Annotated in this window: 25 protein-coding genes; 12 read left to right on the top strand and 13 right to left on the bottom strand. The window is 74.3% G+C overall.

Annotated features, from left to right (window positions below; translation table 11 throughout):
• Positions 1–20: 20 nt before the first annotated feature.
• Positions 21–170 carry a hypothetical protein gene (locus ACWCXH_RS23125; protein WP_449803348.1) on the bottom strand — a complete coding sequence of 50 codons (150 nt, stop codon included), beginning with the start codon at positions 168–170 and terminating at the stop codon, positions 21–23.
• A gap of 81 nt (positions 171–251) precedes the next feature.
• Between ACWCXH_RS23125 and ACWCXH_RS23130 the strand changes: the two genes are divergently transcribed.
• Complete coding sequence (locus ACWCXH_RS23130) at positions 252–1,289, top strand: LacI family DNA-binding transcriptional regulator (RefSeq protein ID WP_449803349.1); 1,038 nt, start codon at positions 252–254, stop codon at positions 1,287–1,289.
• Positions 1,290–1,343: 54 nt separating this feature from the next.
• On the opposite strand, the gene ACWCXH_RS23135 is transcribed toward ACWCXH_RS23130, so the two are convergent.
• Both ACWCXH_RS23135 and ACWCXH_RS23140 read right to left on the bottom strand, forming a co-directional pair.
• Complete coding sequence (locus ACWCXH_RS23135; RefSeq protein WP_449803350.1) at positions 1,344–2,381, bottom strand: sphingomyelin phosphodiesterase; 1,038 nt, start codon at positions 2,379–2,381, stop codon at positions 1,344–1,346.
• A 213-nt stretch (positions 2,382–2,594) separates the two neighbouring features.
• Positions 2,595–3,113, bottom strand: coding sequence for a GNAT family N-acetyltransferase (locus ACWCXH_RS23140; protein WP_449803351.1), 519 nt, complete (start codon positions 3,111–3,113; stop codon positions 2,595–2,597).
• Between the two features lie 343 nt (positions 3,114–3,456).
• Between ACWCXH_RS23140 and ACWCXH_RS23145 the strand changes: the two genes are divergently transcribed.
• Complete coding sequence (locus tag ACWCXH_RS23145) at positions 3,457–3,876, top strand: TOBE domain-containing protein (RefSeq protein ID WP_449803352.1); 420 nt, start codon at positions 3,457–3,459, stop codon at positions 3,874–3,876.
• Between the two features lie 174 nt (positions 3,877–4,050).
• On the opposite strand, the gene ACWCXH_RS23150 is transcribed toward ACWCXH_RS23145, so the two are convergent.
• Positions 4,051–4,527: a MarR family winged helix-turn-helix transcriptional regulator gene (locus ACWCXH_RS23150; protein WP_449803353.1), complete on the bottom strand. Its 477-nt coding sequence runs from the start codon at positions 4,525–4,527 to the stop codon at positions 4,051–4,053.
• 140 nt (positions 4,528–4,667) lie between these two features.
• Between ACWCXH_RS23150 and ACWCXH_RS23155 the strand changes: the two genes are divergently transcribed.
• A complete protein-coding gene (locus ACWCXH_RS23155) occupies positions 4,668–5,450 on the top strand; it encodes a dioxygenase family protein (RefSeq protein WP_449803354.1) in 783 nt (260 codons plus the stop codon).
• Between the two features lie 60 nt (positions 5,451–5,510).
• Here ACWCXH_RS23155 and ACWCXH_RS23160 read toward each other — a convergent pair whose 3' ends face one another.
• A complete protein-coding gene (locus ACWCXH_RS23160) occupies positions 5,511–6,158 on the bottom strand; it encodes an NAD(P)-dependent oxidoreductase (RefSeq protein WP_449803355.1) in 648 nt (215 codons plus the stop codon).
• 407 nt (positions 6,159–6,565) lie between these two features.
• Here ACWCXH_RS23160 and ACWCXH_RS23165 point away from each other — a divergent pair, with 407 nt between their 5' ends.
• On the top strand, positions 6,566–6,958 hold the full coding sequence (locus tag ACWCXH_RS23165) for a peptidoglycan-binding domain-containing protein (protein ID WP_449803356.1): 393 nt from the start codon (positions 6,566–6,568) through the stop codon (positions 6,956–6,958).
• An 84-nt stretch (positions 6,959–7,042) separates the two neighbouring features.
• Here the strand turns inward: ACWCXH_RS23165 and ACWCXH_RS23170 are convergent, their stop codons facing one another.
• Together ACWCXH_RS23170 and ACWCXH_RS23175 are read right to left on the bottom strand one after the other, a co-directional pair.
• A complete protein-coding gene (locus ACWCXH_RS23170; protein WP_449803357.1) occupies positions 7,043–7,429 on the bottom strand; it encodes a VOC family protein in 387 nt (128 codons plus the stop codon).
• Positions 7,430–7,434: 5 nt separating this feature from the next.
• On the bottom strand, positions 7,435–8,127 hold the full coding sequence (locus tag ACWCXH_RS23175; RefSeq protein WP_449803358.1) for a GNAT family N-acetyltransferase: 693 nt from the start codon (positions 8,125–8,127) through the stop codon (positions 7,435–7,437).
• A 76-nt stretch (positions 8,128–8,203) separates the two neighbouring features.
• Here ACWCXH_RS23175 and ACWCXH_RS23180 point away from each other — a divergent pair, with 76 nt between their 5' ends.
• From ACWCXH_RS23180 to ACWCXH_RS23190, 3 genes are all read left to right on the top strand, one after another.
• Complete coding sequence (locus tag ACWCXH_RS23180; protein ID WP_449803359.1) at positions 8,204–9,001, top strand: SDR family NAD(P)-dependent oxidoreductase; 798 nt, start codon at positions 8,204–8,206, stop codon at positions 8,999–9,001.
• Between the two features lie 89 nt (positions 9,002–9,090).
• Positions 9,091–9,495, top strand: a complete 405-nt coding sequence (locus ACWCXH_RS23185) for a MerR family transcriptional regulator (protein ID WP_449803360.1) — start codon at positions 9,091–9,093, stop codon at positions 9,493–9,495.
• 51 nt (positions 9,496–9,546) lie between these two features.
• Positions 9,547–11,082: an AMP-binding protein gene (locus ACWCXH_RS23190; protein ID WP_449803361.1), complete on the top strand. Its 1,536-nt coding sequence runs from the start codon at positions 9,547–9,549 to the stop codon at positions 11,080–11,082.
• Between the two features lie 9 nt (positions 11,083–11,091).
• Here the strand turns inward: ACWCXH_RS23190 and ACWCXH_RS23195 are convergent, their stop codons facing one another.
• A complete protein-coding gene (locus ACWCXH_RS23195) occupies positions 11,092–11,913 on the bottom strand; it encodes a LuxR C-terminal-related transcriptional regulator (RefSeq protein ID WP_449803362.1) in 822 nt (273 codons plus the stop codon).
• Positions 11,914–12,070: 157 nt separating this feature from the next.
• Here ACWCXH_RS23195 and ACWCXH_RS23200 point away from each other — a divergent pair, with 157 nt between their 5' ends.
• Positions 12,071–12,883, top strand: a complete 813-nt coding sequence (locus ACWCXH_RS23200) for a TIGR03084 family metal-binding protein (RefSeq protein ID WP_449803363.1) — start codon at positions 12,071–12,073, stop codon at positions 12,881–12,883.
• 226 nt (positions 12,884–13,109) lie between these two features.
• On the opposite strand, the gene ACWCXH_RS23205 is transcribed toward ACWCXH_RS23200, so the two are convergent.
• The 5 genes from ACWCXH_RS23205 to ACWCXH_RS23225 form a co-directional block, all read right to left on the bottom strand.
• The gene (locus tag ACWCXH_RS23205; RefSeq protein ID WP_449803364.1) at positions 13,110–16,442 is read right to left on the bottom strand and encodes an error-prone DNA polymerase; all 3,333 of its coding nucleotides are present in this window, start codon (positions 16,440–16,442) and stop codon (positions 13,110–13,112) included.
• Positions 16,443–16,511: 69 nt separating this feature from the next.
• Complete coding sequence (locus tag ACWCXH_RS23210; protein WP_449803365.1) at positions 16,512–18,302, bottom strand: Y-family DNA polymerase; 1,791 nt, start codon at positions 18,300–18,302, stop codon at positions 16,512–16,514.
• A gap of 1 nt (position 18,303) precedes the next feature.
• Positions 18,304–19,140 (bottom strand): hypothetical protein, encoded by an 837-nt coding sequence (locus ACWCXH_RS23215; RefSeq protein WP_449803366.1) that lies wholly within the window; start codon positions 19,138–19,140, stop codon positions 18,304–18,306.
• Positions 19,141–19,364: 224 nt separating this feature from the next.
• Positions 19,365–19,637, bottom strand: coding sequence for a hypothetical protein (locus ACWCXH_RS23220; protein ID WP_449803367.1), 273 nt, complete (start codon positions 19,635–19,637; stop codon positions 19,365–19,367).
• 38 nt (positions 19,638–19,675) lie between these two features.
• Positions 19,676–19,972 (bottom strand): hypothetical protein, encoded by a 297-nt coding sequence (locus ACWCXH_RS23225; protein ID WP_449803368.1) that lies wholly within the window; start codon positions 19,970–19,972, stop codon positions 19,676–19,678.
• Positions 19,973–20,069: 97 nt separating this feature from the next.
• Between ACWCXH_RS23225 and ACWCXH_RS23230 the strand changes: the two genes are divergently transcribed.
• From ACWCXH_RS23230 to ACWCXH_RS23245, 4 genes are all read left to right on the top strand, one after another.
• Positions 20,070–20,660: a DinB family protein gene (locus ACWCXH_RS23230; protein ID WP_449803369.1), complete on the top strand. Its 591-nt coding sequence runs from the start codon at positions 20,070–20,072 to the stop codon at positions 20,658–20,660.
• A gap of 245 nt (positions 20,661–20,905) precedes the next feature.
• On the top strand, positions 20,906–21,523 hold the full coding sequence (locus tag ACWCXH_RS23235) for a hypothetical protein (RefSeq protein WP_449803451.1): 618 nt from the start codon (positions 20,906–20,908) through the stop codon (positions 21,521–21,523).
• An 80-nt stretch (positions 21,524–21,603) separates the two neighbouring features.
• The gene (locus ACWCXH_RS23240) at positions 21,604–22,803 is read left to right on the top strand and encodes an SUKH-4 family immunity protein (RefSeq protein WP_449803370.1); all 1,200 of its coding nucleotides are present in this window, start codon (positions 21,604–21,606) and stop codon (positions 22,801–22,803) included.
• A 294-nt stretch (positions 22,804–23,097) separates the two neighbouring features.
• Positions 23,098–23,472, top strand: a complete 375-nt coding sequence (locus tag ACWCXH_RS23245) for a hypothetical protein (RefSeq protein ID WP_449803371.1) — start codon at positions 23,098–23,100, stop codon at positions 23,470–23,472.
• Positions 23,473–23,588: the final 116 nt, after the last annotated feature.

Here is a 23,588-nt window from a genome sequence, read left to right on the forward strand (position 1 = left end):
GTGAGGGGCCGGCCCGCCCCTCACCGGGCCAGCTCCAGCACCACGATCCCGGCCAGCACGGTGACGCCGGCCGTCAGCCGCAGCCGGCCCGGGCGCTCGCGGAACACCGCCGTGGCGATCAGTGCGGCGATCACGATGCTCGTCTCGCGCAGCGCCGCGATCGTCGCCACATCGTCAGGCTGACCGGGCGGGCACGCAGCCCGCGATCACGGGAAACGGGACTGTCGGAGGTGATGTGTAGGCTCGCTGGCATGGCGAGGGTGACGCGGGACGATGTGGCGAGGGCGGCGGGGACGTCCACGGCCGTCGTGAGTTATGTGATCAACAACGGGCCGCGTCCGGTGGCACCGGCCACGCGCGCGAAGGTGCTCGCGGTGGTGGAGGAGCTGGGATACCGGCCCAACCGGGTCGCCCAGGCCATGGCGCGGCAGCGGACCGACCTGATCGGAATGGTCGTCCCGGACGCCCGCCAGCCGTTCTTCGCCGGCCTCGCCCACCAGGTCGAGCAGGCCGCCGCCGAGCGCGGCCGGCTGCTGCTGATCGGCAACTCGGACTACGCGGACGAGCGTGAGGCGCACTACATCCGCGCGTTCCTCGGCATGCAGGTGGACGGCCTGATCCTGGTCACCCAGGACCCGGCCGGCCCCGGCGTGAGCGGCTTCGACGCGACCGACGGCACGCCCGTCGTGCTCCTGCACCACCGCGCCGAGACGTCCCGCGGCGTGGCCGTGGTCGCGGACGACGAGGGCGGCGCCGCCGAGGTGGTCCGCCACCTGCTCGGCCACGGCCACGCCGAGGTGCACTGCTTCGGCGGCACCTTCGCCCTGAGCCCGGCCGACCCGGTCTCCGGGCGCACCGCCGGGTGGGCCGCCGCGCTGGCCGCGGCGGGGCTCCCGACCGAGGGCCGGCTCGTCCCCGCGCCGTTCGACCGGGTGCGCGCGCACGCCGAGGCGCTCAGGCTGCTGGCCCGGCCGGATCGCCCGGCCGCCGTGTTCTGCGCGACGGACGACCAGGCGATCGGCCTGCTGCGGGCCGCCGACGACCTGGGGATCCGGGTCCCGGAGGAGCTCGCGGTGGCCGGGTTCGACGACATCGCGGAGGCGGTGATCGCCGGCCCGGCACTGACCACCGTCGAGACCGCACAGGACGGCATGGCCCGGGCCGCGGTGGACCTGGTGCTCGGCGGTGCCGAGGGGCGGGCCACCGGCACACGCACCTTCCCGGCCCGGCTGGTGCTGCGCCGCTCCTGCGGCTGCCCGAACCCGTCCGGCCCGACCTGGGGGCCCTGAGCCCGCACGGCGACCGGTGGGGCAACCACCGTACGGGCAGAGGCGGTTGGCGTGTCAGTTCAACTGGAAGGTGGCCTCGACCGGGTAGTGGTCGCTGGGCGCGTTGGTGTCCGACTGGCCGGAGATCCAGCCCTGCTGCGGGTCGATGTCGATCCGCACGGTGGACATCGAGGCGGGTACCGGGCGGCCGGGGGCGTTGAGGTAGCCGATGTAGTCGAGGTCGTCCCGGTAGTCCTTCGGGAAGGTCTCGACGCCGGACATGTACTGGCACCAGGCGGAGACCGTGCAGTCCATGGTGTTCAGCGTCTGGTTCGGGTCGGTGGCCGGGGTGCCGAGGACACCGTCCACCGCGTACTGGGCGTTGGCGTAGTCGCCGCGGGCCTGGCCGTGGAAGTACTCGACGTTGAGGTCGCCGCCGATCAGGACCGGCGCGCCGGTGCCGGCGATGCCGTTGACCCAGCTGCGGATCTCGCCGAGCTGGCCGAGCCGGGTGGCCTGGGTGGTGTCGGTGGAGGTGTCCGACTCGTCGGCCTGGAGGTGGGTGCCGACGACCCACGCGGTGGAGCCGTTCTTGTTCACCCGGACGAGCGCGGCACCCTTGTTGGCGTGGTAGTCCCAGGTGCCGTAGGTCGAGTTGCTGAAGACGTGGGCGTACTGGGCGGTGATCGGGTACTTGGAGAGGATCATCGTGCCGCCGTTGATGACGAACCACGAGCTGGAGCAGTTGCCGCTGATGCCGGTCCAGCCGCCGCCGGAGCAGGTCTGGCCAACCACCGGGGTGCGGTAGGGGTACAGGTCGGCGAGCTTGGCGTTGATGTCGGCGGTCGAGCTGTTGTTGAACTGCTCGTCCAGGATGACGACGTCCGCGTTGTGCTGACGGACGATCTGCTCGATGACCGGGGTGCGGCGGGCGGCCTGCTCGTTCTGGGTGCTGTCGACGACGGCGGTGCCGAGGTCGACGTTGAAGGCGAAGACGGACAGCGCGGTGGGGGCCGCCTGGGTGTCGGCGACGGCCGTCGGGGCGGTGCCGCCGAGCAGCAGTGCGGCGGCGACCGCCGAGGTGAGGGCGGTGGCCGTGCGACGCGAGAGCATGGGCGTTCTCCTGGGGATTCGTCTACCCTGCGGATCCCGGCGGGCACAGGGTCACGACCGCTCGGGGATGGCAGCGGAACGCTAGCTACTGCCCAGTACATCGGGAAGAACGCGAGATGTCTGTACAGCCCTGACCAGATGTACGACGAGATGTCCGTACATCCTTGCGCCTCCTGCCGCCGCACCACCGCCAGTTGACGGCCGAACGACCCGTCAGCCGTCGACGAGCTCTTCCGCCAGCAGGTCCATCAACAGGTTGTCGTGCCAGGTGCCGTCCGGCCCGCGCTCGTAGCGGCGCATGGTGCCGACCGGCCGGAAGCCGACCTTCTCGTAGCAGCGGATCGCGGCGGCGTTGTCGGCGGCCGGGTCGATGATCAGGCGGTGGTAGTGGTGGTCGCGCAGGAGGTGCCGGGCGAGGGTGCGGACCGCGTCGGTGCCGAGGCCGAGGCCGTGCACCCCCGGGTCGAGGTAGAGGTCCATGCCGGCGTGGCGGTAGTCGTCGTCGTTGTTCGCGTACCACTGGATGGCGCCGACCACCTTGCCGCCCAGCTCGACGGCGAGGGTCTCGGTGTCGGGCGATTCGAGGTCGGTGGCGACCTCGTCCGCGAGGTCCTCCCCGCCGCGCCAGCGGGCGTAGACCTCGGGCGTGCCGCGGATCGCCGCCAGGGCCGGGATGTCGTCCCCGGTGGCGGGCCTGAGCGTGACGAGGGTGCCGTGCAGGATCGTCCCCATATGCGGCATGTTGGCATGGAAACGGGCGTCGGGCGAGTGGTTTCGGCGCGTTGCCTGCACCCCCTGCGACCAGCGATGATGCTCCGCCGTGACACAGGCAGGTCATGTGACGGAACGCCGTCGCTCCCGGCCCGGGTCCGCATGTCGGACCCGGGCCGGGGCCAGCGGATGCGAGGCCTCGGGAGCAGTCGCCCTGGCGGCTGCGATACGCCTCCGGAGGGACCGTCAAACCCTGCCTGACCTGCGGTTTCCTGGTCGGTAGGGTGAGGGTGGGCACGGCCCCAGTCTCGGTGTTCCAGCATCCCTCGTTCCCGTCGCGGAACACGATCGGAAGGCACCTCTCATGAGCCTCAGCATCCGCAACCAGCTGCCCGGCACCGTCAGCTCCGTCACCACCGGTGAGGTGATGGCCACCGTCAAGGTCCGCCTCTCCTCCGGTCAGGAGCTCACCGCCGCGGTGACCGTGGACGCCGTCAAGGACCTCGGGCTGGGCGCGGGCAGCTCCGTCCGGGCCCTGGTGAAGTCCACCGAGGTCGCCCTGGCCACCGGCCCGGTCGCCGGGCTGAGCATCCGCAACCAGATCCCCGGCACGGTCACCGAGGTGGCCGCCGGCGGCGCGATGGCCGGGGTCAAGGTCGACGTCGCGGGCGGCGCGCTGACCGCCGCGATCACCGCCGACGCCGCCGCCGACCTGGGCCTCGCGCCCGGCTCGCCGGTCGTGGCCCTGATCAAGTCGACCGAGGTCTCGCTCGCGACGGCCTGAGCCGTCAGCCGGTGGACCCGCCCAGCCTCCTCGACCACCCGGTCACCGGCATCAGTTCCACCGACCTCCAGGTGCGGCACGACCTGCTCGACCTGATCCACGCGGGCGCCGCGCCCGGCGAGCGCACGCGGTCGGCTCCGGCTCCGGTTCCGGCTTCGAGCCGCGGCCCGGCGGCTACGGCACGTCGTCCGGCCGCAGCCGGGCGCTGACCTCACCCAATCCCTCCGCGAGGACGGCGAGCTGCTCACGGGTGAGCACGTCGATCAGCAGTTCGCGAACCAGGGCGACATGGCCGGGCGCGGCCTGGCGAACCGCCTCGCGCCCCTGGTCGGTGAGCTCGGCCATCACGCCGCGCACGTCGCTCGGGCAGGAGCGGCGGCCGACCAGACCCATCCGCTCAAGCTGGGTGACCTGGTAGGTGAGGCCGCTCTTGGAGGTGACCAGCTTCTCGGCCAGCTCGGTCATCCGCAGCGAGCCGGCCGGGGCGGCGGAGAGGTGCACCAGGATCTCGTACTGGGTGTGCGAGAGGCCGGAGTCCTCCTTGAGCTGGCGCTCCAGGCGACGGTTGAGCAGGTTGCTCGCGACGACGAAACCCCGCCAGGCGGCCATCTCGTGCTCGTCGAGCCAGCGGGGTTCACGGGATGCGGACATGGGGCTCAGCCTACTCCTGTTGTTCAAATTCGAACGAAGGTGTACCGTCGGTTCCTGGAGGTTCAAAATTGAACTACCTCGCCGTTCACCCGGAACGCCCCGGCCCCACCCCGGAACACCCCCTCCTTGAGGAAGTCGCCATGAGCACCGCGGCCCCCGAGCGCATGCCCGCCCTGTACCTCTCGCACGGCGCGCCGCCGCTCGCCGACGACCCGATCTGGCCCGGCCAGCTCGCCGCCTGGTCGGCCGGCCTGCCCCGCCCCAAGGCGATCCTGATGGTCTCCGCGCACTGGGAGGAGGCCCCGCTCGCGCTCGGCGCCGTCAACACCGTGCCGCTGGTCTACGACTTCTGGGGCTTCCCCGAGCACTACTACCGGGTGCAGTACGCCGCGCCGGGCGCACCGGAGCTCGCCGATCGCGTGCGCAAGCTGCTGCGCGCCCCCGGCACGCCTGTCCAGGACATCCCGGACCGCGGGCTCGACCACGGCGCCTATGTCCCGCTCGTCGAGATGTACCCCGAGGCGGACGTCCCCGTCCTCCAGGTCTCCCTGCCCACGCTCGACCCGCAGCGGCTGATGGAGATCGGCCGCCGGCTCGCCCCGCTGCGGGACGAGGGCGTGCTGATCGTCGGCAGCGGCTTCTTCACCCACAACCTGCGGGCGCTCAGCCGCGACGGGCGGGTCGGCTCGGTGATGGCCGAGTTCGACGACTGGGGCCGGCGCGCGCTCGCGGCGCGCGACCTCGACGCGCTGCTGGACTTCGAGCGCAAGGCCCCGGCCGGACGGCTGGCCCACCCGCGCACCGAGCACTTCGCGCCGTTGTTCGTCACTCTCGGTGCCGGCGAGGCCGACCTCGACAGCCAGCGCAGCGTGATCGACGGCTTCTGGATGGGGCTCGCCAAGCGCTCGATCCAGGTCGGATAGGCATATTCGGACAAGGGCTCCGGACGGGGGCTCCGGGCAGGGGCTTCGCGGGCGAAGGTCTCAGAGCGCGCAGCAGGTGAAGCGCTCGCCGATGTGCTCGGGCTGCTCGATCTCGTCGACCACGGCGACCGCGTAGTCCGGCACCGAGATCCGGCTGCGGCCGGCCGCATCGGTGAGCAGCTGCTCCAGACCCGTCCGGTAGCGGCCGGTCCGCTCCCCCGGGCCGATCTCGGCGGCCGGGCTGAGCACCGTCCAGCGGACGTCGGAGACCGTCCGGTAGTAGTCGAGGGCCTCGCCGTGCGCGTGCATGATCTGCAGGATCGGCTCCGGCAGCCCCGGGGCGTCCCAGAGCCGCACGCCCGGCGCGGTCTCCAGGCTGCCCGCCCCACCGACCGCGATCAGCCGCGGCGCGTCGCCGCCGAGCGCACGCAGGCCCTCGACCAGCGCCCGGGCGGCGGGCTCGATGAGCGCGACGTGCCCCGGCCCGTCGCCGCCGCCGACGGCGCTCACCAGGACGTCCCGGCCGGCCGCCACCCGGGCCACGTCCGCCGGGTCCAGCACGTCGCCGCGCTCGACGACCGCCGCGTCCCCCCGGTACCGGTCCGGATCGCGCACCACCGCCGCAACCTCGTGTCCGCGCGCCGTCGCCTCCGCGACGACGGCGCTGCCGATTGTGCCGTTTGCGCCGATCACGGCGATTGTGGCCATGGGGTACCTGCCTGTCCGTTCGGTGGCGATGCGGGGGATTCTGACGCGTCGTCAGGCATCGACGATTATCGGCCAACCGATCAGCCCGCAGGTGGCGCGACAGTCCGGGCGGAGGCCGGAATTCCGCTGCGCGGCGGTTCCGCCCGGGCGGTGGGTAAAGACTAAGGATGGCGCCAGGCCAATACGTCGATCAGTGTCGAAGTTCACCGACCGATCGGCCGGTCGGCGTCCGGCGGCCTGACGTGAATCGATCCGGCAGGGGAACACCCCGCCGCCTCGCGGGCTTTCGGCCAACCCGCCGGAAGGCCTGGTCCGCACCGACGCGACGGCGCACGATCGAATGCGACGGGAGCGACACGACAACGTTCCCGTCACCCATGCGACTTGTGCGATTGAGGAGACTCCACATGCAGAAGAAGTGGGCACTTCGCGCCGCCACCCTCACCCTCGGCGCCGGCGCCGCGCTCGGCCTGGCCGTCGGCACGGCCAGCGCCGCCTCCACGATCCAGTGGGGCAGCAGCGGCCAGCCGGTGTGGTGCGTCCAGACCGCGATGAACTACCTCGACAACGCCGGCCTGGACCCGGACAGCCAGTTCGGCCAGCTGACCTACAACGCGGTGGTCGCCTACCAGGGCTCGAAGGGCATCCAGCAGGACGGCCAGGTCGGTCCGATCACCGGCGGCGACATCAAGGCCGACATCTACAACGTCTACCTCGCCGCGCACCACTCCGGCGACTACGGCACCCAGAACCAGATGGGCTCGTGGATGAACACCTGCAACGGCCAGATCCCGGGCTGACCACCGCCACTTCCCCGGCGATGAGCAGCTGACCGAGGGTGGTTCCAGGCCGCGCGCACGGCCTGGAACCACCCTCGACCCGCATCAGGCGTCGCCGGTGGCGACGCGTTCGGCGTGGCTGCGCTCGACGCAGAACTCGTTGCCCTCGGGGTCGGACAGGACGGCCCAGCCGCGGCCGTCGGGGGTGCGGCGGTCGTCGACGAGGGTCGCGCCAAGGGCCAGCAGACGCTCGACCTCCTCCTCGCGGGAGCGGTCCTGCGGCTGGAGGTCCAGGTGGACGCGGTTCTTCACCGCCTTGCCGTCCGGCACCCGGATGAACAGCAGCGAAGCCCCCGCGGACTCCACCGCCGCCTCCGGGTCGCCCGGGTTGTCGTCCTCGCCGACGGTGCCGTCCAGCACCCCCGCCCAGAAGCCCGCGAGGGCGTACGGGTCCGCGCAATCGATCGTCACGTGTCGTACCAGAGAAGCCATGCGCCCTACTGTGACCCGGTCCGTTCGACTCCGTCCAGCCGATTGCGGGAGTGCCGGTGGCCGTCGAGCGGGAACTCCGGCGGGCGGGCCGTCAGCACCTCCTGGAACGCGTACCCGCTCTTCTCCGCCACCCGGCAGGAGGCGACGTTGTCCACCTGGTGCAGCAGGTCGATCCGGGCCAGGCCCTCGTCGGCGAACGCGGCGAACGCCCAGGCCGTCAGCGCCTCCACCGCGCGCGGCGCGACGCCCCGGCCGCGGGCGGCGGCGGCCGTCCAGTAGCCGACCTCGGCGGCCTCGCCGCCCGGGGTGCCGCGCTTGAGCACCACGTTGGCGACCAGTTCGTCCGCGTCCAGGACGGCGAAGCTGTAGCGGGAGCCCTCCGACCAGCCGCGGTACTGCGCGTCCAGCCAGCGCGCGGCCTCGTCGGCGTCGTCCACCGGTATGCGGGTGAAGCGGCGCAGCGTCTCGTCCCGGTAGACCTCGATCAGCGCGGGGGCGTCCGCGTCCTCGAACGGCCGCAGCAGCAGGCCGTCGGCCATCGGGCGGGCGGTGGTGGCGATCACCGGAGGCCCTCCCAGCCCCGCCTCCCGGACGCTGGACGGGACCACCCCCCGGTGCACCACCGTCAGGCCGTGCTCGGCGGCCCAGGCGGCGAGCGGGGTGTCCTCGATGCGCGCTGCGGTCTCGTTCTCTGCCATGCCGGGCATTCTGCCGATCTCCTCCGACAGCCGGCGCTTGACCTTGCCGCTGGCGTCAGGGTCGGAGGCTGACGGCATGGACATCGAGGACGTGGTGGAGCAGCGGGACGTCGTGGAACAGCGGGACGTCGTGGAGCAGCGGGTCGTCCTCGTCACCGGGGCCGGGACGGGGATCGGACGGGAGACGGCGCGGGCGTTCGCCGCGCAGGGTGCGCGAGTGGTCGCGGTCGGGCGGCGGCCGGAACCGCTCGCGGAGACCGCCGCCTACCCGGGGCTGATCGAGCCGCTGGCCGCCGACATCACCGGGCCGGGCGCGCCGGAGGCGATCGTCGCGGCGGCGCTGGAGCGGTACGGGCGGCTGGACGTGCTGGTCAACAACGCCGGGATCGTGCAAAGCGGGCAGGGCATCGGCAACTACGACCGGGCGGGCGTCGAGGCGCTGCTGTCCACCAACCTGGTCGCCCCGGTCCTGCTCGGGCAGGCCGCGGTGCCTGCGCTCGCCGGGAGCCGGGGCGTGGTGGTCAACGTCAGCACCGCCGTCGGACAGCGCGGCTGGCCGTCCGGCGCGGTGTACGCGGCGAGCAAGGCCGCGCTGGAGACGGTGACCCGCAGCTGGGCGGTGGAACTGGCCCCGCGCGGCATCCGCGTGGTGGCGGTGGCGCCCGGGGCGATCGACACGCCGATCGCCGACCACGCGGCGTTCGGTCCCGAGCAGCGCGCGGCCGTCCGGCAGTGGCAGATCGCGCACACGCCGCTGGGCCGGATCGGCAGGCCGGAGGAGGTGGCCTGGGCGATCACGCAACTGGCCGCCCCGCAGGCGTCGTTCGTCACCGGCGTAGTGTTGTCGGTCGACGGGGGCGCGCTCGTGGGATGACCTGCCGGGCGCGGAGCGGGCAGGGCTCCGGGCGGGCAGGGCGCGGAGCGAGCAGGGCGCGGAGCGGGCAGGGCGGGGGGCGGTACGCGGTGCGGATCGGGGAACTGGCGAAGCTGACGGGCACGACGGCCCGCGCGCTGCGGCACTACGAGCAGGCCGGGCTGATCACCGCCGAGCGCGCACCGAACGGCTACCGCGAGTACGGGGAGGCCGACGCCGTCCGGGTGCGCAACATCCGCGCGCTGGTCGACGCCGGGCTCACCCTGGAGGACCTCCGGCCACTGCTGGGCTGCCTGGACGGCGACGTCATGGCGAAGCGGCCGTCCGCGCGGGCGCTCGGCATCGCCCGCGAGCGGCTGGCCGTGCTGGAGCGCCGGATCGCCGCCCAGACCGAGGCCCGGGACCGGCTGCTCGCCGCCCTGGAGGCGGCGGGCGCAGCGACTGCGGGCGCAGCGATTTCGGACCTCGCGGCGGGCGGGCCCTTGGACGGGTGACACCCCCGATCGGGGGTGTGCAGGGGGCGGTCCGGAGAGGACAGTGGGCGCATGCAGATTCCACTCTCCGTGATGGACTTCCTCGACCGGGCCGAGCTGGTCTACGGCGACCGGGTCGGAATCGTCGACGAGCCGGTGCAGCCGGCCGCCTCCTGGGGCGAGCTGAGCTACCGCCGGGTCGCCGAGCTGGCCCGGGCCCAGGCCGCCGGGCTGGACCGGCTCGGCGTCGGGCCGGGCGAGCGGGTCGCGATCGTGTCGCACAACTCCGCCCGGCTGCTGACCTCCTTCTTCGGGGTGAGCGGGTACGGCCGGGTGCTGGTGCCGGTGAACTTCCGGCTCAAGGCCGAGGAGGTGTCGTACATCGTCGAGCAGAGCGGCGCGTCCGTCCTGCTGGTCGACCCCGAACTCGCCGACGCGCTGGACGGGGTGGTGGCCAAGCACAAGTTCGTGATCGGCGCCGACAGCGACGCGCTGCTCTACGACTTCGGCAACTCCCCCCGCCGGTACGCGATCTCCGAGAACGACACCGCCACCATCAACTACACCAGCGGAACCACCGCCCGCCCCAAGGGTGTTCAGCTCACCCACCGCAACATCTGGCTGAACGCGACGACCATGGGCCTGCACTACGGCGCGCGCGACCGGGACGTCTACCTGCACACCCTGCCGATGTTCCACGCCAACGGCTGGGGGCTGCCGTTCGTGCTCACCGGCCTGGGCGCGCAGCACGTCGTGCTGCGCAAGGTGGACGGCGCCGAGATCCTGCGCCGCATCGACCGGCACGGCGTGACCTTCCTGTGCGGCGCGCCCGCGGTCGTCCAGATGGTGCTGAACGCGGCGGCCGGCTGGGACGGACCGGTGCCCGGACGCGACCGGGTGCGGATGATCGTGGCCGGCGCCCCGCCGCCGACCTCCGTCGTCGAGCGTGTCGAGGCGGAGCTGGGCTGGGAGTTCATGCAGCTCTACGGCCTGACCGAGACGTCCCCGGTGGTCACCGTCAACCGCACGCGCGCCGAGTGGGACGCCCTGCCCGCCGGCGAACGGGCGGAGAAGCTGGTGCAGGCCGGCGCCCCGTCGCTCGGCACGCAGCTGCGGGTCGACCCGTCCGGCGAGGTGCTCGTGCGCTCCAACACCGTCCTGGACGGCTACTGGCGGCAGCCCGAGGCGACGGACGAGGCACTGCGGGACGGCTGGTTCCACACCGGGGACGGCGGCACCCTCACCGACGGCTACCTCACCATCTCGGACCGGAAGAAGGACGTCATCATCAGCGGCGGGGAGAACGTCTCCTCGATCGAGGTGGAGGACTGCCTGTACGCCCACCCGGCGGTGGCCGAGGCCGCGGTGATCGGGGTGCCGGACGAGAAGTGGGGCGAGACCGTCAAGGCGTTGGTGGTGCTCCGGGAGGGGCACGGCGGCATCACCGCGGCCGAGCTGATCGGGCACTGCAAGCAGCGGCTGGCCGGCTACAAGTCGCCCACCTCGGTGGAGTTCCGGGACGAGCTGCCGCGCACCGCCACCGGGAAGCTGCAGAAGTTCCGGCTGCGCGAGCCGTACTGGAGCGGCCGGGCGCGGAACGTCAACTGAGCCGGCCGGTCAACCGACCAGCCCGGACTCCCGTGCGGCCAGCGCGAGTTCGGTGCGGTTGCGGACACCGAGCTTGTGCATGGCGGCCTTCAGGTAGCCCGTCACGGTGTTGCGGGTGAGGCCGAGCCGGGCGGCGATCTCCGGGTTCGTCCGGCCGGTCGCCGCCCAGCGCAGCACCTCGTGCTCGCGCGGGGTCAGCGGCGGTACCGCCCTCCGCGACGGCGCGGGCTGCGGAGGCGACGGGGGCCGTGGGGGCTGCAGGGCCGACGGGGGCGGCGGGGACGGCGGGGACGGCGGGGGCGTGCTCCACGCGGCCGCCCCCGCGAGCGCCCGGGTGGCGGCCGCGGCCAGGTCGCCGACGGCGCCGATCCTGACGTCCCCGAACGGCACGACGGCGCGCAGCGAGGCGTACACCACGCCGTGCACGGTGCCGCCGTACAGGAGCGGAACGGTGAGCATCGCGTACAGGTCCTCGGCGGTGACGGCCGCGTCGTAGTGGTGCGAAATGGTCGTCGCCGCACGGTAGTCCGGCACCCAGGTGGGCACGCGTTCGGCGAGGGCCCGGCCGCCGAGGCCGAGGCCGGCCGGGACGGCGAGGTCGTGCAGCAGGGTCGCGCGCGTGCCGGCCCAGTGGCGCAGCACCATGCCGTCACCGTCGCCGTCCCCGGCTCCGGCCGGCCGGGGCTCCGGCACGCCGACCAGGCCGACGTCGGCGCCGCACTCGGCCACCACCCGGCGGGCCAGGTCGCCGAGCACGGCGTCCCGGACCAGCTCGGCGGCGCGCACGTCGACGTCGTCCGCCGGGGAGATGGGGTCGTCAGCCCTCGTCATCGCGCGATTGTCACACGCGGCGCGGCCGGTGGCGAGAGTCCTGACGTGCGTATTCCTCGGAGTCGCGGGCGCGGGGGACGGGCGCGGCGTAGGGTGCGGCGCGGGATTACCGGCGAGTAGTGCGCCCGCCCGGAGAACTGAGGAAGAGGGGAAGCCGATGACCAACCCGAATGTGCTCTCCGGCCTGCTGGCCGACCTGCGCGCGGAGAGCGCCGTCCTGGACGCGCTGGTGGCCGGCCTGCCGGCGGCCGGGTGGGCCCGGCCCACACCCGCCGAGGGCTGGACGGTCGCGCACCAGATCGCCCACCTCGCCTGGACCGACGACTGGACCGTCCGCGCCGCCCACGACGGCGAGGCGTTCACCGCGGAGGCCGCCGCCGTCTTCGGCGAACTCCTCGCGGCCGGCCGGGACCCGGTCGACGAGGGCGCGGCCGCGGGCGCCGTCGAGGAGCCCGCCGCCCTGCTCGCCCGCTGGCGCACCGGACGCGACGAGGTGCAGGCCGCACTGGCCGCCACCCCGGCCGACGTCAAGCTGCCGTGGTTCGGCCCGCCGATGAAGCCCGCCTCGATGGCCACCGCCCGACTGATGGAGACCTGGGCGCACGGCCAGGACGTCGCCGACGCGCTCGGGGTCACCCGCGAGCCCACGGCACGGCTGCGGCACATCGCCCACCTGGGGCTGCGCACCCTCGGCTTCGCCTTCACCCTGCACGGGCAGCCCGCCCCGCAGAACCCGGTCCGCCTCGAACTGACCGCCCCCGACGGCACGGTGTGGACCTTCGGGCCGGCCGACGCCGCCGACGTGGTGCGCGGCCCGGCGCTGGACTTCTGCCTCCTGGTCACCCAGCGCCGCCACCACGACGACCTCGCCCTCACCGCCACCGGCCCGACCGCCACCGCGTGGCTCCCCATCGCCCAGGTCTTCGCCGGAGCCCCGGGCAAGGGGCGCCGGCCGGCCTCCGGCGCCTGAACGGCGTCGGCCGGGCACATGCATAGACTGCGGGTCCGCCGAATGCACATACCGGAGGAGGCATCATGAGCTTCTACGAGCGGCACGTTCTCCGAACCGAACCGCGACCGCTACCACGTGCGGCACGACCGGGAGTTCGGTGACGGCATGCGCATCCCCGATCCGTTCGACTTCGACCTGGACCTGAGCGGGCTCGTGCGCTGCCCCGGCTGAGTGGTCCAAGGGCTCAGAGCCCGATCCGCAGCGGGGTGAGCCGGGTGGCGATCAGGTTGGTGGCGCCGCGGTCGCGTTCGATGTGGCCGTGGACGAGCAGGCCGGCCCGGTCGAGGGCGGTGCGGCGCTGGGACTCCCAGACCGGGCGGTTGCAGATCACGTTGATCAGGCCGGTCTCGTCCTCCAGGCTGAGGAACAGCACCCCGCCGGCCGTCGGCGGCCGCTGCCGGTGGGTGACCAGGCCGCCGACCACCACCGCCGTCCCCGGTGGGACGTCCGGGAGTTGGGCGGCAGAGAGCGCGCCGCCGCGCTCCAGGTGGGCGCGCAGGTGCTGGAGCGGGTGGCTGGTGGCCGAGGTGCCGGTGGCCCACAGGTCGGCGATGGTCTCCTCGACGGGGCTCATGCCGGGCAGCGACGGCGCCTCGGTGCCCGGCGTGGTGCCGGGCAGGAGTTCGGCCGAGATCCCGGCGAACGCACCTGCCGCCCAAAGTGCCTGACGCCTCGTCAGGCCGAAGCAGTCGAACGCGCCGGCCGTCGCCAGCGCCTCCAGGACGGGCGCGGGCAGGCCGGTGCGTCGGGCGAAGTCCTCCAGGTCCGCGTACGGCTGTCCGGCCGCGATCGCCTCGGCCTGCGGGGAGCCGATGCCGCGGACGGTCTCCAGCCCGAGCCGGATCGCCGGCTGCGGACGGCCCGCCGTCAGCGGCGGCTTCGGCGTCGGCCCCCGGTACGGCTCCAGGGTGGGCCGCGCGCCGCTCGCGTTGACGTCCACCCCGCGCACCCGGACGCCGTGCCGCCGGGCGTCCGAGACCAGGCTGAGCGGCGAGTAGAAGCCCATCGGCTGGTTGGCCAGCAGAGCACAGGTGAAGGCCGCCGGGAAGTGGTACTTGAGCCAGGCGCTCGCGTACACCAGGTAGGCGAAGCTGATCGCGTGGCTCTCCGGGAAGCCGTAGCTGGAGAACGCCTCGATCTTGCCGTAGACGTCCTCGGCGACCTCGGGCGGGATGCCGCGCTCCGCCATCCCGCCCAGCAGCCTCATCCGCAGCCGGGCGACCCGCTCGTGCGAGCGCTTCGCGCCCATCGCCTGGCGCAACCGGTCCGCCTCGGCGGGGGTGAACCCCGCGCAGTCGACGGCGAGTTGCATCATCTGCTCCTGGAACAGCGGCACCCCGAGCGTCTTGCCGAGCGCGTTCTCCATCAACGGGTGCGGGCAGCCCGCCGGTTCGACGCCGGCCCGGCGGCGCAGGTACGGGTGGACGGAGCCGCCCTGGATCGGGCCGGGGCGGATCAGCGCGACCTCGACCACCAGGTCGTAGAAGTGGTCCGGTTTGAGCCGGGGCAGCGTCGCCATCTGTGCCCGCGACTCGACCTGGAACACCCCGACGGTGTCGGCCCGCCGCAGCATCGCGTACACACCCTTGTCGTCGTCCGGGATGGACGCCAAGTCGTAGCGCAGGCCGTGGTGCCGCGCGACCAGGTCGCAGGCGTCGTGCAGCGCGGCGAGCATGCCGAGGCCGAGCAGGTCGATCTTCACCAGCCCGGCCCCGGCCGTCGACTCCTTGTCCCACTGCAGGACGGAACGCCCGGGCATCCGGGCCCACTCGGTCGGGCAGATCTGGCCGATCGGCTCCTTGGTGAGCACCATGCCGCCCGAGTGGATGCCCAAGTGACGTGGCAGGCCGTGGAGTTGCCCGGCCAGTGACAGCACGTCGGCGGGGACGACGGCGTCCGCGCCGGGCGCCGAGCGGAAGTCGGTCTGCCGGCTGAACGCGTCCACCTGCCCCTGCGGGTAGCCGAGCACCCGGGCCGCGTCGCGGATCGCCAGCCGGGGCCGGTAGGTGATCACGTTGGCCACCTGGGCGGCGTGCTCGCGGCCGTAGCGGCGGTAGACGTACTGGATGACCTCCTCGCGGCGGCGGTTCTCGATGTCCAGGTCGATGTCCGGCGGCCCGTCCCGGGCGGTGGAGAGGAAGCGCTCGAACAGCAGCTTGTAGTGGATCGGGTCGACGGCGGTGATCCCGAGGGCGAAGCAGACCGCCGAATTGGCGGCCGAGCCGCGCCCCTGGCACCAGATGTCCTCGCGGCGGCAGAAGTCGACGATGTCGTGCACGATCAGGAAGTAGCCGGCCAGGTCGAGGTCCTCGATGACGTCCAGCTCCTTGGCGAGCTGGCGCCGGGCGGCGGCGTTGACCGGGCCGAACCGGGCCGGTCCGCCGGCCGCCACCAGGGCGCGCAGGTGGCCGATCTCGGTCTCACCCTCCGGGACGGGGAAGCCCGGCAGCTCCGGGTCCAGCTTGGTGAAGTCGAAGGCGCAGGCCCGGCCGAGCTCGACGGTCGCCCGCTGCGCACCGGGGAAGCGGGCCAGCCGGGCGGCCATCTCCCGGCCCGAGCGCAGGTGCGCGGTGCCGGCCGCCTGCGTCCAGCCGGCCGCGTCCTGCAGGGTCCGGCGCTCGTGCAGCGCGGCGAGGCTCTGCGCGAGGCGGCCCTGGGCCGGGCCGGCGTGGTGGGCGTTGGTGGACGCGACGACCGGCAGGCGCAGGCGGGCGGCGAGCGCGGCGAGGGCGTCGTTGCGCCGGTCGTCGCCGGGCAGGCGCTGGTCGATCAGCTCGACGTGGACGTTCTCGCGGCCGAACAGCTCGGTGAGGGTGTGGAGTTGACGGGCGGGGCTCCCGTCGCTGTCGGGGGCGGTGCCGGCCCCGGTGGTGCCGTTGAGGGCGGCACCGTTGAGAGCAGTGTTGTTGAGGGCGATGCCGTTGAGAGCAGTGTTGTTGAGGGCGATGCCGTTGAGTGCGGCGGGCACGCGGCCGAGGCGGCAGCCGGTGAGCACCGCCCAGTGGCCGCCGTGCGCCTCGGCCAGCGCCTCCATGTCGTACGCCGGGCGGCCCTTCGCCCCGCCGGCCATCTGGGCGGCGGCGATCGCGGCGGAGAGACGGCGGTAGCCCTCGGGGTCGCGGGCGAGGATGAGCAGGTGCTCGGTGCGGTCCGGAGCGTGACGGATCGTCAGCTCGGCGCCGAAAGCGGTGGCCAGGCCCGTCCCCCGGGCGGCCACCGCGAGCCGGACCGCGCCGTAGAGGCCGTCGTGGTCGGTGAGCGCCAGCGTCTCCACACCCAGCCGCAGCGCCTCGGCGACCAGGTCCTCCGGGTCGCTCGCGCCGTCGAGGAAGCTGAAGGCGGAGTGCACGTGCAGTTCGGCCCAGGGCTCCCCGGGCTCGCGCGGCCGGGGCGCGGAACGGGGGCCGTCCCCGTCCCGGACGGGGCGGTGCAGGGGAACGACCTTGTCCGACGCGCCGCCGGCCATACGGCGCCGCAGTTCGCTCCAGGGGACGGTGGGGTGGCTGGTGAAGCCCATCGGGGGTTGCCTTCGTTCTCGTGCTCTCGGCCCCCCTCGGGTCGTACTCGGGTGACGTTCGAAGGGCCGCTAGTCGTAGCCGGCCTCCAGGTACCACCCACCCCCCTCCACGGTCAGCAGCAGCGCCCGGTCGCCCACCACCACCTGGAACCGCGCGCGGCGGCGGGCGAGCGACTGGTCCCACCAGTACTCGACCGCCGGCCACGGCCCGGTCCAGCCGTCCACGCGCTCCGCCCGCCCCCGCACCACGACCACGGACGGTCGGGCCGACACCCCCGCCCGGCCGTCCACCACCACCGGCCGCCCGGCCTCGTCCAGCACCCGCACCGGCACCGGCTCCCGCAGCACCACGGCCGGCCACACGTCCCGCAGCCGCCCGGGCCACGGTGCGTCGGCCGGCGCCGCCGCCTCGTACGGCTCGCCCCACGGCACCCTGACCGCCTGCTCGTCCGGTCCGCGCCCGCCCGCCGGTTCGATCCGGCGCAGCCCGGCGTGCCCGAGCACCGCCTGCACCCGGGCCACCGCACGCTCCACCCGGTCGTCCGCGACCGCCTGGCCCCACAACGCCAACTGCCGCCCCTCGTCCGGGGACAGGCCGTCGGGGACGAGCCGGAGCAGGATGAAGCCGACGTCGGGGTTGTCTGGGGCATCGGTCCGGGTGCGGCCGGTGGCGGGGCCATCAGCCCCAGCGCGCCCGGGACCGGCGCCGTCGCCCAGGGGGCCGGTCGCCAAGGGGACATCGGTCCGGGTGGGGCCGGTGGCGGAACCGCCGGTTCGGGGGCCGGTGCTCGATCCGGGCGTGGCGGGGTCGTCGGGGCGGGGTGCGGGCGCGAAGGTGCCGGCGCTCTGCCAGGCCTGGAGCTGCCAGCGGACCCGCTCGGCCAGCGCCGTCGCCGACAGCCGGCCCTCGTGCCGCCACAGGCGCGACGCCGTCCGGCCGTCCGCACACGCCACCTCGACGGCCACCCGCTGGCAGGTCAGCCCCGCCTCGGCGAGCCGCTGGTGCAACTGCCCGGCCAGCGTGCGGGCGACGAACACCAGCGGCTCGGCCAGCGCCTGCGGCGGGTCGAAGTGCTGCTCGACGGCCAGGTCGGGCCCCTCCGCGCGCGGCACCAGCGGGCGCGGGTGGAGGCCCCGGGCCAGCCGGTGCGCGGCCGTCCCGGTGGGGCCGAACCGGTCCGCGACGGCCTCCGGCGGCAGCGCGGCGAACGCCCCGACGGTCGGCAGCCCGAGCCGCCCCAGCAGCTCCGCCAGGTCCTCGTCGCCGAGCGCGCTCACCGGGTACGGCGCGAGGAACTCCGCCGTCCGCCCGGCCGGCACCAGCACCCCGGCCCGGGCCGCCAGCACGGCGGCGAACAGGCCGTCGGCCACGCCGACTTGGGCGTGGGGGGCGGCGCAGGGCCCGGGAGCTCCGTCCGGGCGTGCGGGCTCCGCGTCCCCGCCGGGGACGGCGTCCGGGACCGGTTCCTCGGCCAGGGCCGCCGCGACCGCCGTCCGGACCTTCGACGCCAGCGCCTCCTCGCCGCCGAAGTAGCGGCCCGGCCCCTTCACCGGAATGGCGCACAGGCCCGGGCGGATCACCTCCACCCGGGGCGTGAACGCCGCCACCGCCGCGACCACCGGCTCGAACCGGCGCGTCTCCGCCTCCGGGTCCCGGTCGCGCAGCTCCAGCGCCGGGCAGAGCCGCTGCGCCAGCTTGAGCCGCTGCCCCTGCCGCACCCCGGCCGCCCGGGCACCCGCCGAGCACGCGAGGATCCGCCCGCCCTCGGTCACTGCCACCGGGTCGTCACCCGTGACGGCCACCACCGGCCAGTCCGGGCACCAGACCACCAGCACGCGCGGCGTACCACCGTCCGCCATCTCACACCACCGCCACGCGCTCGGCGGGCTCGGCCGCCTCCGGAGCCCGGTAGGCGGCGACGGGCTCGGCGGGGAGTCGGCGCACGCGTTCGCACGCGTCGGGCTCGACCGGCAGGTGGCGAGCGCGCTCGGAGGCGTCGAACGTGCCGGTTTCGAACGCGCCGGTTTCGAACCCGTTCGTTTCCCCGGCCGCCCCGGCCTCCCCGGCCCTCTCCTCGACCGCCTCCCCGACCGGGCGGGCTGCGCCGTGCTCGTCCGGCAGCCAGAGGCGGGCGGTCCGGCCGGGCACGGCCGAGCCGCGGCCCTCGGCCACCACCTCCACCTGCCGCCCGGCGAGCTGCCCGTACCCGTCCCCCAGCCCGAACCAGCGCCCGGAGCGCACCCCCAGCCGCAGTGCCGCCCCCGGCCACGGCCCTGCCACCAGCAGCACGCAGCCGCTGCGCCGCAGCACCGCCGCCAGGCGGGCGGCCAGCCGGGGCGGGACGGGTCCGTCCGGGCGCAACATGACCAGTTCGACGGCGCCGGCCAGCACCGACACCACCTCGGCCCAGTGCGGCCCCGGGTCGTCCGCGACCAGCAGTCGCCGCAGGTCCAGCCCGTACCCCTCGGCCGCGGCGAGCCCCAGGTCGGGCAGGCCGACGGCCGCCGCCCAGCCGCCCCTGGTCTCCTTCACCCCGGCGGCGAGCGCGAGCAGAAGCCCGGTGTCCCCGCCCGCGACGGACACGGCGGTGCCCCGTCGCAGCCCGCCCTCCGGCAGCACCTCCCGGAGGGCGGGCACCACCGGCAGCAGCCCCCGTTCGGCGGCCGGGGCCTCCGCCGGCGCAGCCGTCGACGCCACCGGTCGGAGCGTGGGCCGCCCTACGGTGGATTCGAAAGCGGGTTCGAAAACGAGCACAGTCCCAGGATCGAACATTCGTTCGCAAAGATTCAAGTCCGAATCACCCGTCCCGCCCGTCACGCTCTGCATTGGTCAGAGCATGACAATGTCACGCAAAAGGCGAGGTGAGAGCCGCGCGCGGGAGCTCTCAGGTGCGCGAGGCGTCAGTGAGGCGTAGTGAGGCGTCAGATGGGGAGCCCGACGACTCCCCACCCGCGCCGTTCGGCCTCGCCGAGCACTTCCGCCCACCCGGACAGCAGCCTCGCGAAGTCGTCGAATCCCTCGATCCAGCCGCCGGGGTCGGCGGCGTGGCGGTCGTACGGCTCGCGCAGCTCGGGCAGGGCGGTGGCGACCTCCTGCCAGCGGCGGTTCAGGCGCGCCGCTTCCCGCGGGCCCCACGCGATCAGCGGACCGGACCGCCAGAACGGGGCGCCGGGAGGGAAGACTCCGGCCTCCACGTGCTCGGTGTCGGTCTCGATCTCGCGCCCCCACCAGATCAGGGCCCCGAGGAAGTCGTCCAGCGCCGCCCGCAGCCCCTCCCCGACGGCGCCCCGGGCGTGGTCCCAGCCGTGCGCGGCGGAGAAGTGCGGCTGTACGAGCCGAGGGTGCCGCCGAACTCGAACCGGCCCAGCCACGACGGGCCCGGCGCGGCGAACCACACCCAGCCGGCGTGGACGACGCGGTCGTCGTCGTCCGGGTACGCCGCTTCCTGGAGCACCTCCGCCCGGTCGTGCGGTGCGATGTCCATGAGGTGGCCCCAGTCGACCGCCAGGACCGTGATGTCGACGCCCATGCGGTGAGGTTAGAGCACGTCGGCGGGCCGCCCGACGGACGGCGGACGCCCGGCGAAAACCGGTGGACAGTACCCATACGCTCCACAGACTGATCCCATGACCGCCACCGATCCCAAGACCGACCTCCGCATCTACCTCCAGGACGCCCGCGACGTCCTGCTCTGGAAGCTCGACGGCCTCTGCGAGTACGACCTCCGCCGCCCGCTCACCCCGACCGGCACCAACCTGCTCGGCCTCGTCAAGCACCTCACCGGCGCCGAGGCGCTCTACTTCGGCGCCACCTTCGGCCGGCCCTTCCCCGAACCCGCCCCGGTCTGGATCACCGGCGACGCCGAGCCGAACACCGACCTCTGGGCCCGGGCCGACGAGACCACGGAGGACGTCGTCGGGCGATACCACCGGGCCTGCGCGCACGCCGACGAGACGATCGAGGCGCTTCCGCTCGACGCGATCGGCCAAGTGCCGTTCGGCGCGCGGTCGAAGCAGACGCTGCACCGGGTCATGGTCCACATGATCTCCGAGACCCACCGCCACGCCGGCCACGCCGACCTCGTCCGCGAACTCGTCGACGGCGCCACCGGCCAACGCCCTGCCGACGCCAACACCGCTCCGGGCGACGCCACTTGGTGGGCCGCCCACCACGCCCACGTGGAACGCGCCGCGCGGGACGCCGCCGGGCTCGGTTGATCCCGACCTCGACCGATCACAGCCCCAGCCGCTGTGAGCACGCGGGGCCGGATCCCGCGCCGGAGGCCGTCCGGGAGGCGCTGCTGACCGCGCACGGGCCGTCCCGGCTGCGGCCGGTCGGGCCGTCGGTCGATGCGGTGGCCACGCTGCGGGCCTTCCGGAAGGACCCGGGCGTCCCGCTCGGGCGGGCGCGTGAACTGCTGACCGATTTCCGCGAGTTCGGCCTGTCGGGGACGGCCGCCGAGATGGCCGCCCTGGGCCTGCGGTTGCGGGACCACGGCGTCCCGGCGGAGGTGTCGGCCGGTCCGGGGCGGGCGTACCGGTACGTGGGACCGCCCGGGTTGTGGAACGGCGGCGGCCCTGGCGGCCGGCTGTTCCGGACGGAAGCGCAGTTCGCCGCCTGGGCGGGCGAGCGGACGGCGGCGGAGCTCGCGGAGCCGTTCACTTTCGTCGTCGACCTCACCGGCTTCCTGCGCCTCGCCCCGCGCCGCAGCGAGCACGTGGCCTGCGCGGGCGGCGAGTTGGTGCTGAGCGCCGGGGAGGTCCGGTTCGGGCGGGACGGCGGTGTCTGCGGCAGTGGTCGCGGTGGCAGTGGTTGCAGTGGTTGCGGCGGCTGGGCGGCCGAGGAGGTCAGCAACCAGTCCACCGGCTACTGCCCGGACGTCGCCTCGTGGCCTGCCGTCGCGGCGGCGTTGGAGCGGATCGGCGTGCGGCGCCCCGAGGGGTTCACGCACGAGGTGGTGTTCCGGCGCTGTCCGGGCTGCCTGCGCAACAACACCGTCCGCGAGGGCTGGTTCGTGTGCGTGTTCTGCGACGGCGATCTGCCGGTGCAGTGGAACGTGGACGACGGATCACGGGCGTAGCGCGGGCCCGGTGCGAGGGTGTCGGGGGCGGCCGTTAGGGTCGGGGTGGTCAGGGGTCGTACGGGGAGGGTGGTGGGCTCGTGGGGTACGGGCTGGTGATGGCCGGGGAGTTGCCGGCCGGGGTGGTGCACGCGGGGAGCCGGGAGTTCCTGGCGCGGGAGAGTCTGCCGCGGGCAGGGGCGTTCCTGGACTTCGGGCTGTTCGGCGCCGGGCCGCTGGAAGAGCTGGAGCCGCTTGAGCCTGGGCCGCTCGGCCGTCAGGATCCGTCGCACGGCGCGCTGGAGGCCGGGCGGCTGTTCGTGCTGGGCGAGACGGAGTACTGCGCGCCCTTCGCTCGCTCCGGGAACGCGGTGCTGCTGGACGGTGTGACCGGCGAGGTGTTCCTCGCGAAGCCCTCCGGCGGGCGGCTGGAGCGGGACCTCCTGGCCTCCGACCTGCCCACGCTGGCCGCGCTGGTGCGGGAGGTCGAGTCGGTGGCCGAGGCCGCCCGGCAACCGGACGCGCTGGGCGGGCGGCGCGGCCCGGCCGTCGTGGCCGAGGTGATGGCGGCGACCGACCGACGGCTGCGGGAGCTCGATCCCGGGCTGTTCGGCCGGCCGGACGTCCCGCCCGCACACTGGGGCACGGCGCTGCTGGTTCGGGTGCTGGGCTGGGGCGCACTGCCGGGCGGCCCGGACGGGCCCGCGTACGAGATCGGCGCGGAGCTGGTGGCGGAGATCGCGACGCTGACGGACGAGGGCCTGGTGCACCGCTACCGCCCCGAGGAACTGCCGCCGCGCCTCGTGCACGAGCCGACGCGCCGGCTGCTGACCGAGATCGGCCTGCCGCTGGGCGGGGCGATGTTCGGGGTGTCCGAGGAGCCGCTGGTGACCATGGGCGAGGCGTACCCGGAGTACTTCGACGGCGAGGAGGAGCGCCCCTACCAGCGCGACTTCGTGGCGCTCGGGCACTGGCCGACGGATCTCATGATCGCGCTGGACGGCGCGACCGGCCGGCTGGAGCTGCCCGACTGGTACGACGACGGCGAGCCCGAGGCGTACCTCAACCGCGACCTGTCCGCCCTGCTCTACTCGCTGTGGACGTACGAGCGCATGCGTGCCGAGTGGGAGCGCTGGGACTACGGCGTGGGCCGCGGCACCTGGGCGGCGTTCGACCCGCAGTCGCTGCTGAGCACCGTTGTGGACGGCGTGCTGGAGGCCCTCGATCCGGAGGCGTTCGCACCGGGGCGGTCGTGGCGGCTGCTCGCCGAGGACGCCCACATGGGCGGCCTGCTGGGGTGAGCGGGGGCCTCAGGGGGCACCGTCGCGGGGAGCTTCGTGGGGGTCTTCACGGTCTTCACGGAGACCTTCGTCGCGAAGGCCTCCGGAGAGGCCTTGACAGGGGCCTTGACAAGGGGCTTTCGCAGAGGCGTTCGCGGGCGGCCGGAGGCGGTGCGGGGGCGGTTACGACGGCGGCCCTTCACGACGGCCCTGCGGAGACGGCCCCGCAGTAGCACGAACACGAAGGGTGGCCGTCCTGCCTCGCGCCCGGCGGCGATCCGGTCGTGCCTGCCCACAGGCCGGTACGCTGCCTCGGTGACGAACATCCGTACGGCGACCGCGCGAAGACGGGCGCTCCTGCTCGGCGTCGGCGCGGCACTGTCGCTCGCCGGCGCGGGCGTCGTGTACGGGGTGCTGTACGTGCGGTCGCTGGACTTCGCCGAGCGCTGCGAGTGGGGCCTGGTGACCGGCGGCGGGCGGCTACTGGAGACGGGCGCCTCATGGCTGCCGCCCGACGCGTGGTGCCGGTTCGAGGACGGGAGCGTGTCCACCACGCCGTTCTGGGCGCTGCTGCTCTTCTACGCGCTGCTCACGACGACTGTGTGGGCGCTGGCCGCCCTGGTGCAGGTCCGTCGTCCGCGCCCGCGGTCCGGGGCGGGCTGGCAGGCGGGGCACGGGCCGGGGTGGTAGCCGCGCGGCGGTCTCGCGCTCGGCGGCCTTGCCCTGGCGGCTGTTCTCGTCCCCGCCCTGCGCCACCCCGACGCCGGCGGTGAACGTGTCGGCGGCAGCCACCACGGCGGTGGTGG

The sequence above is a fragment of the Kitasatospora sp. NPDC001660 genome (assembly GCF_053596725.1).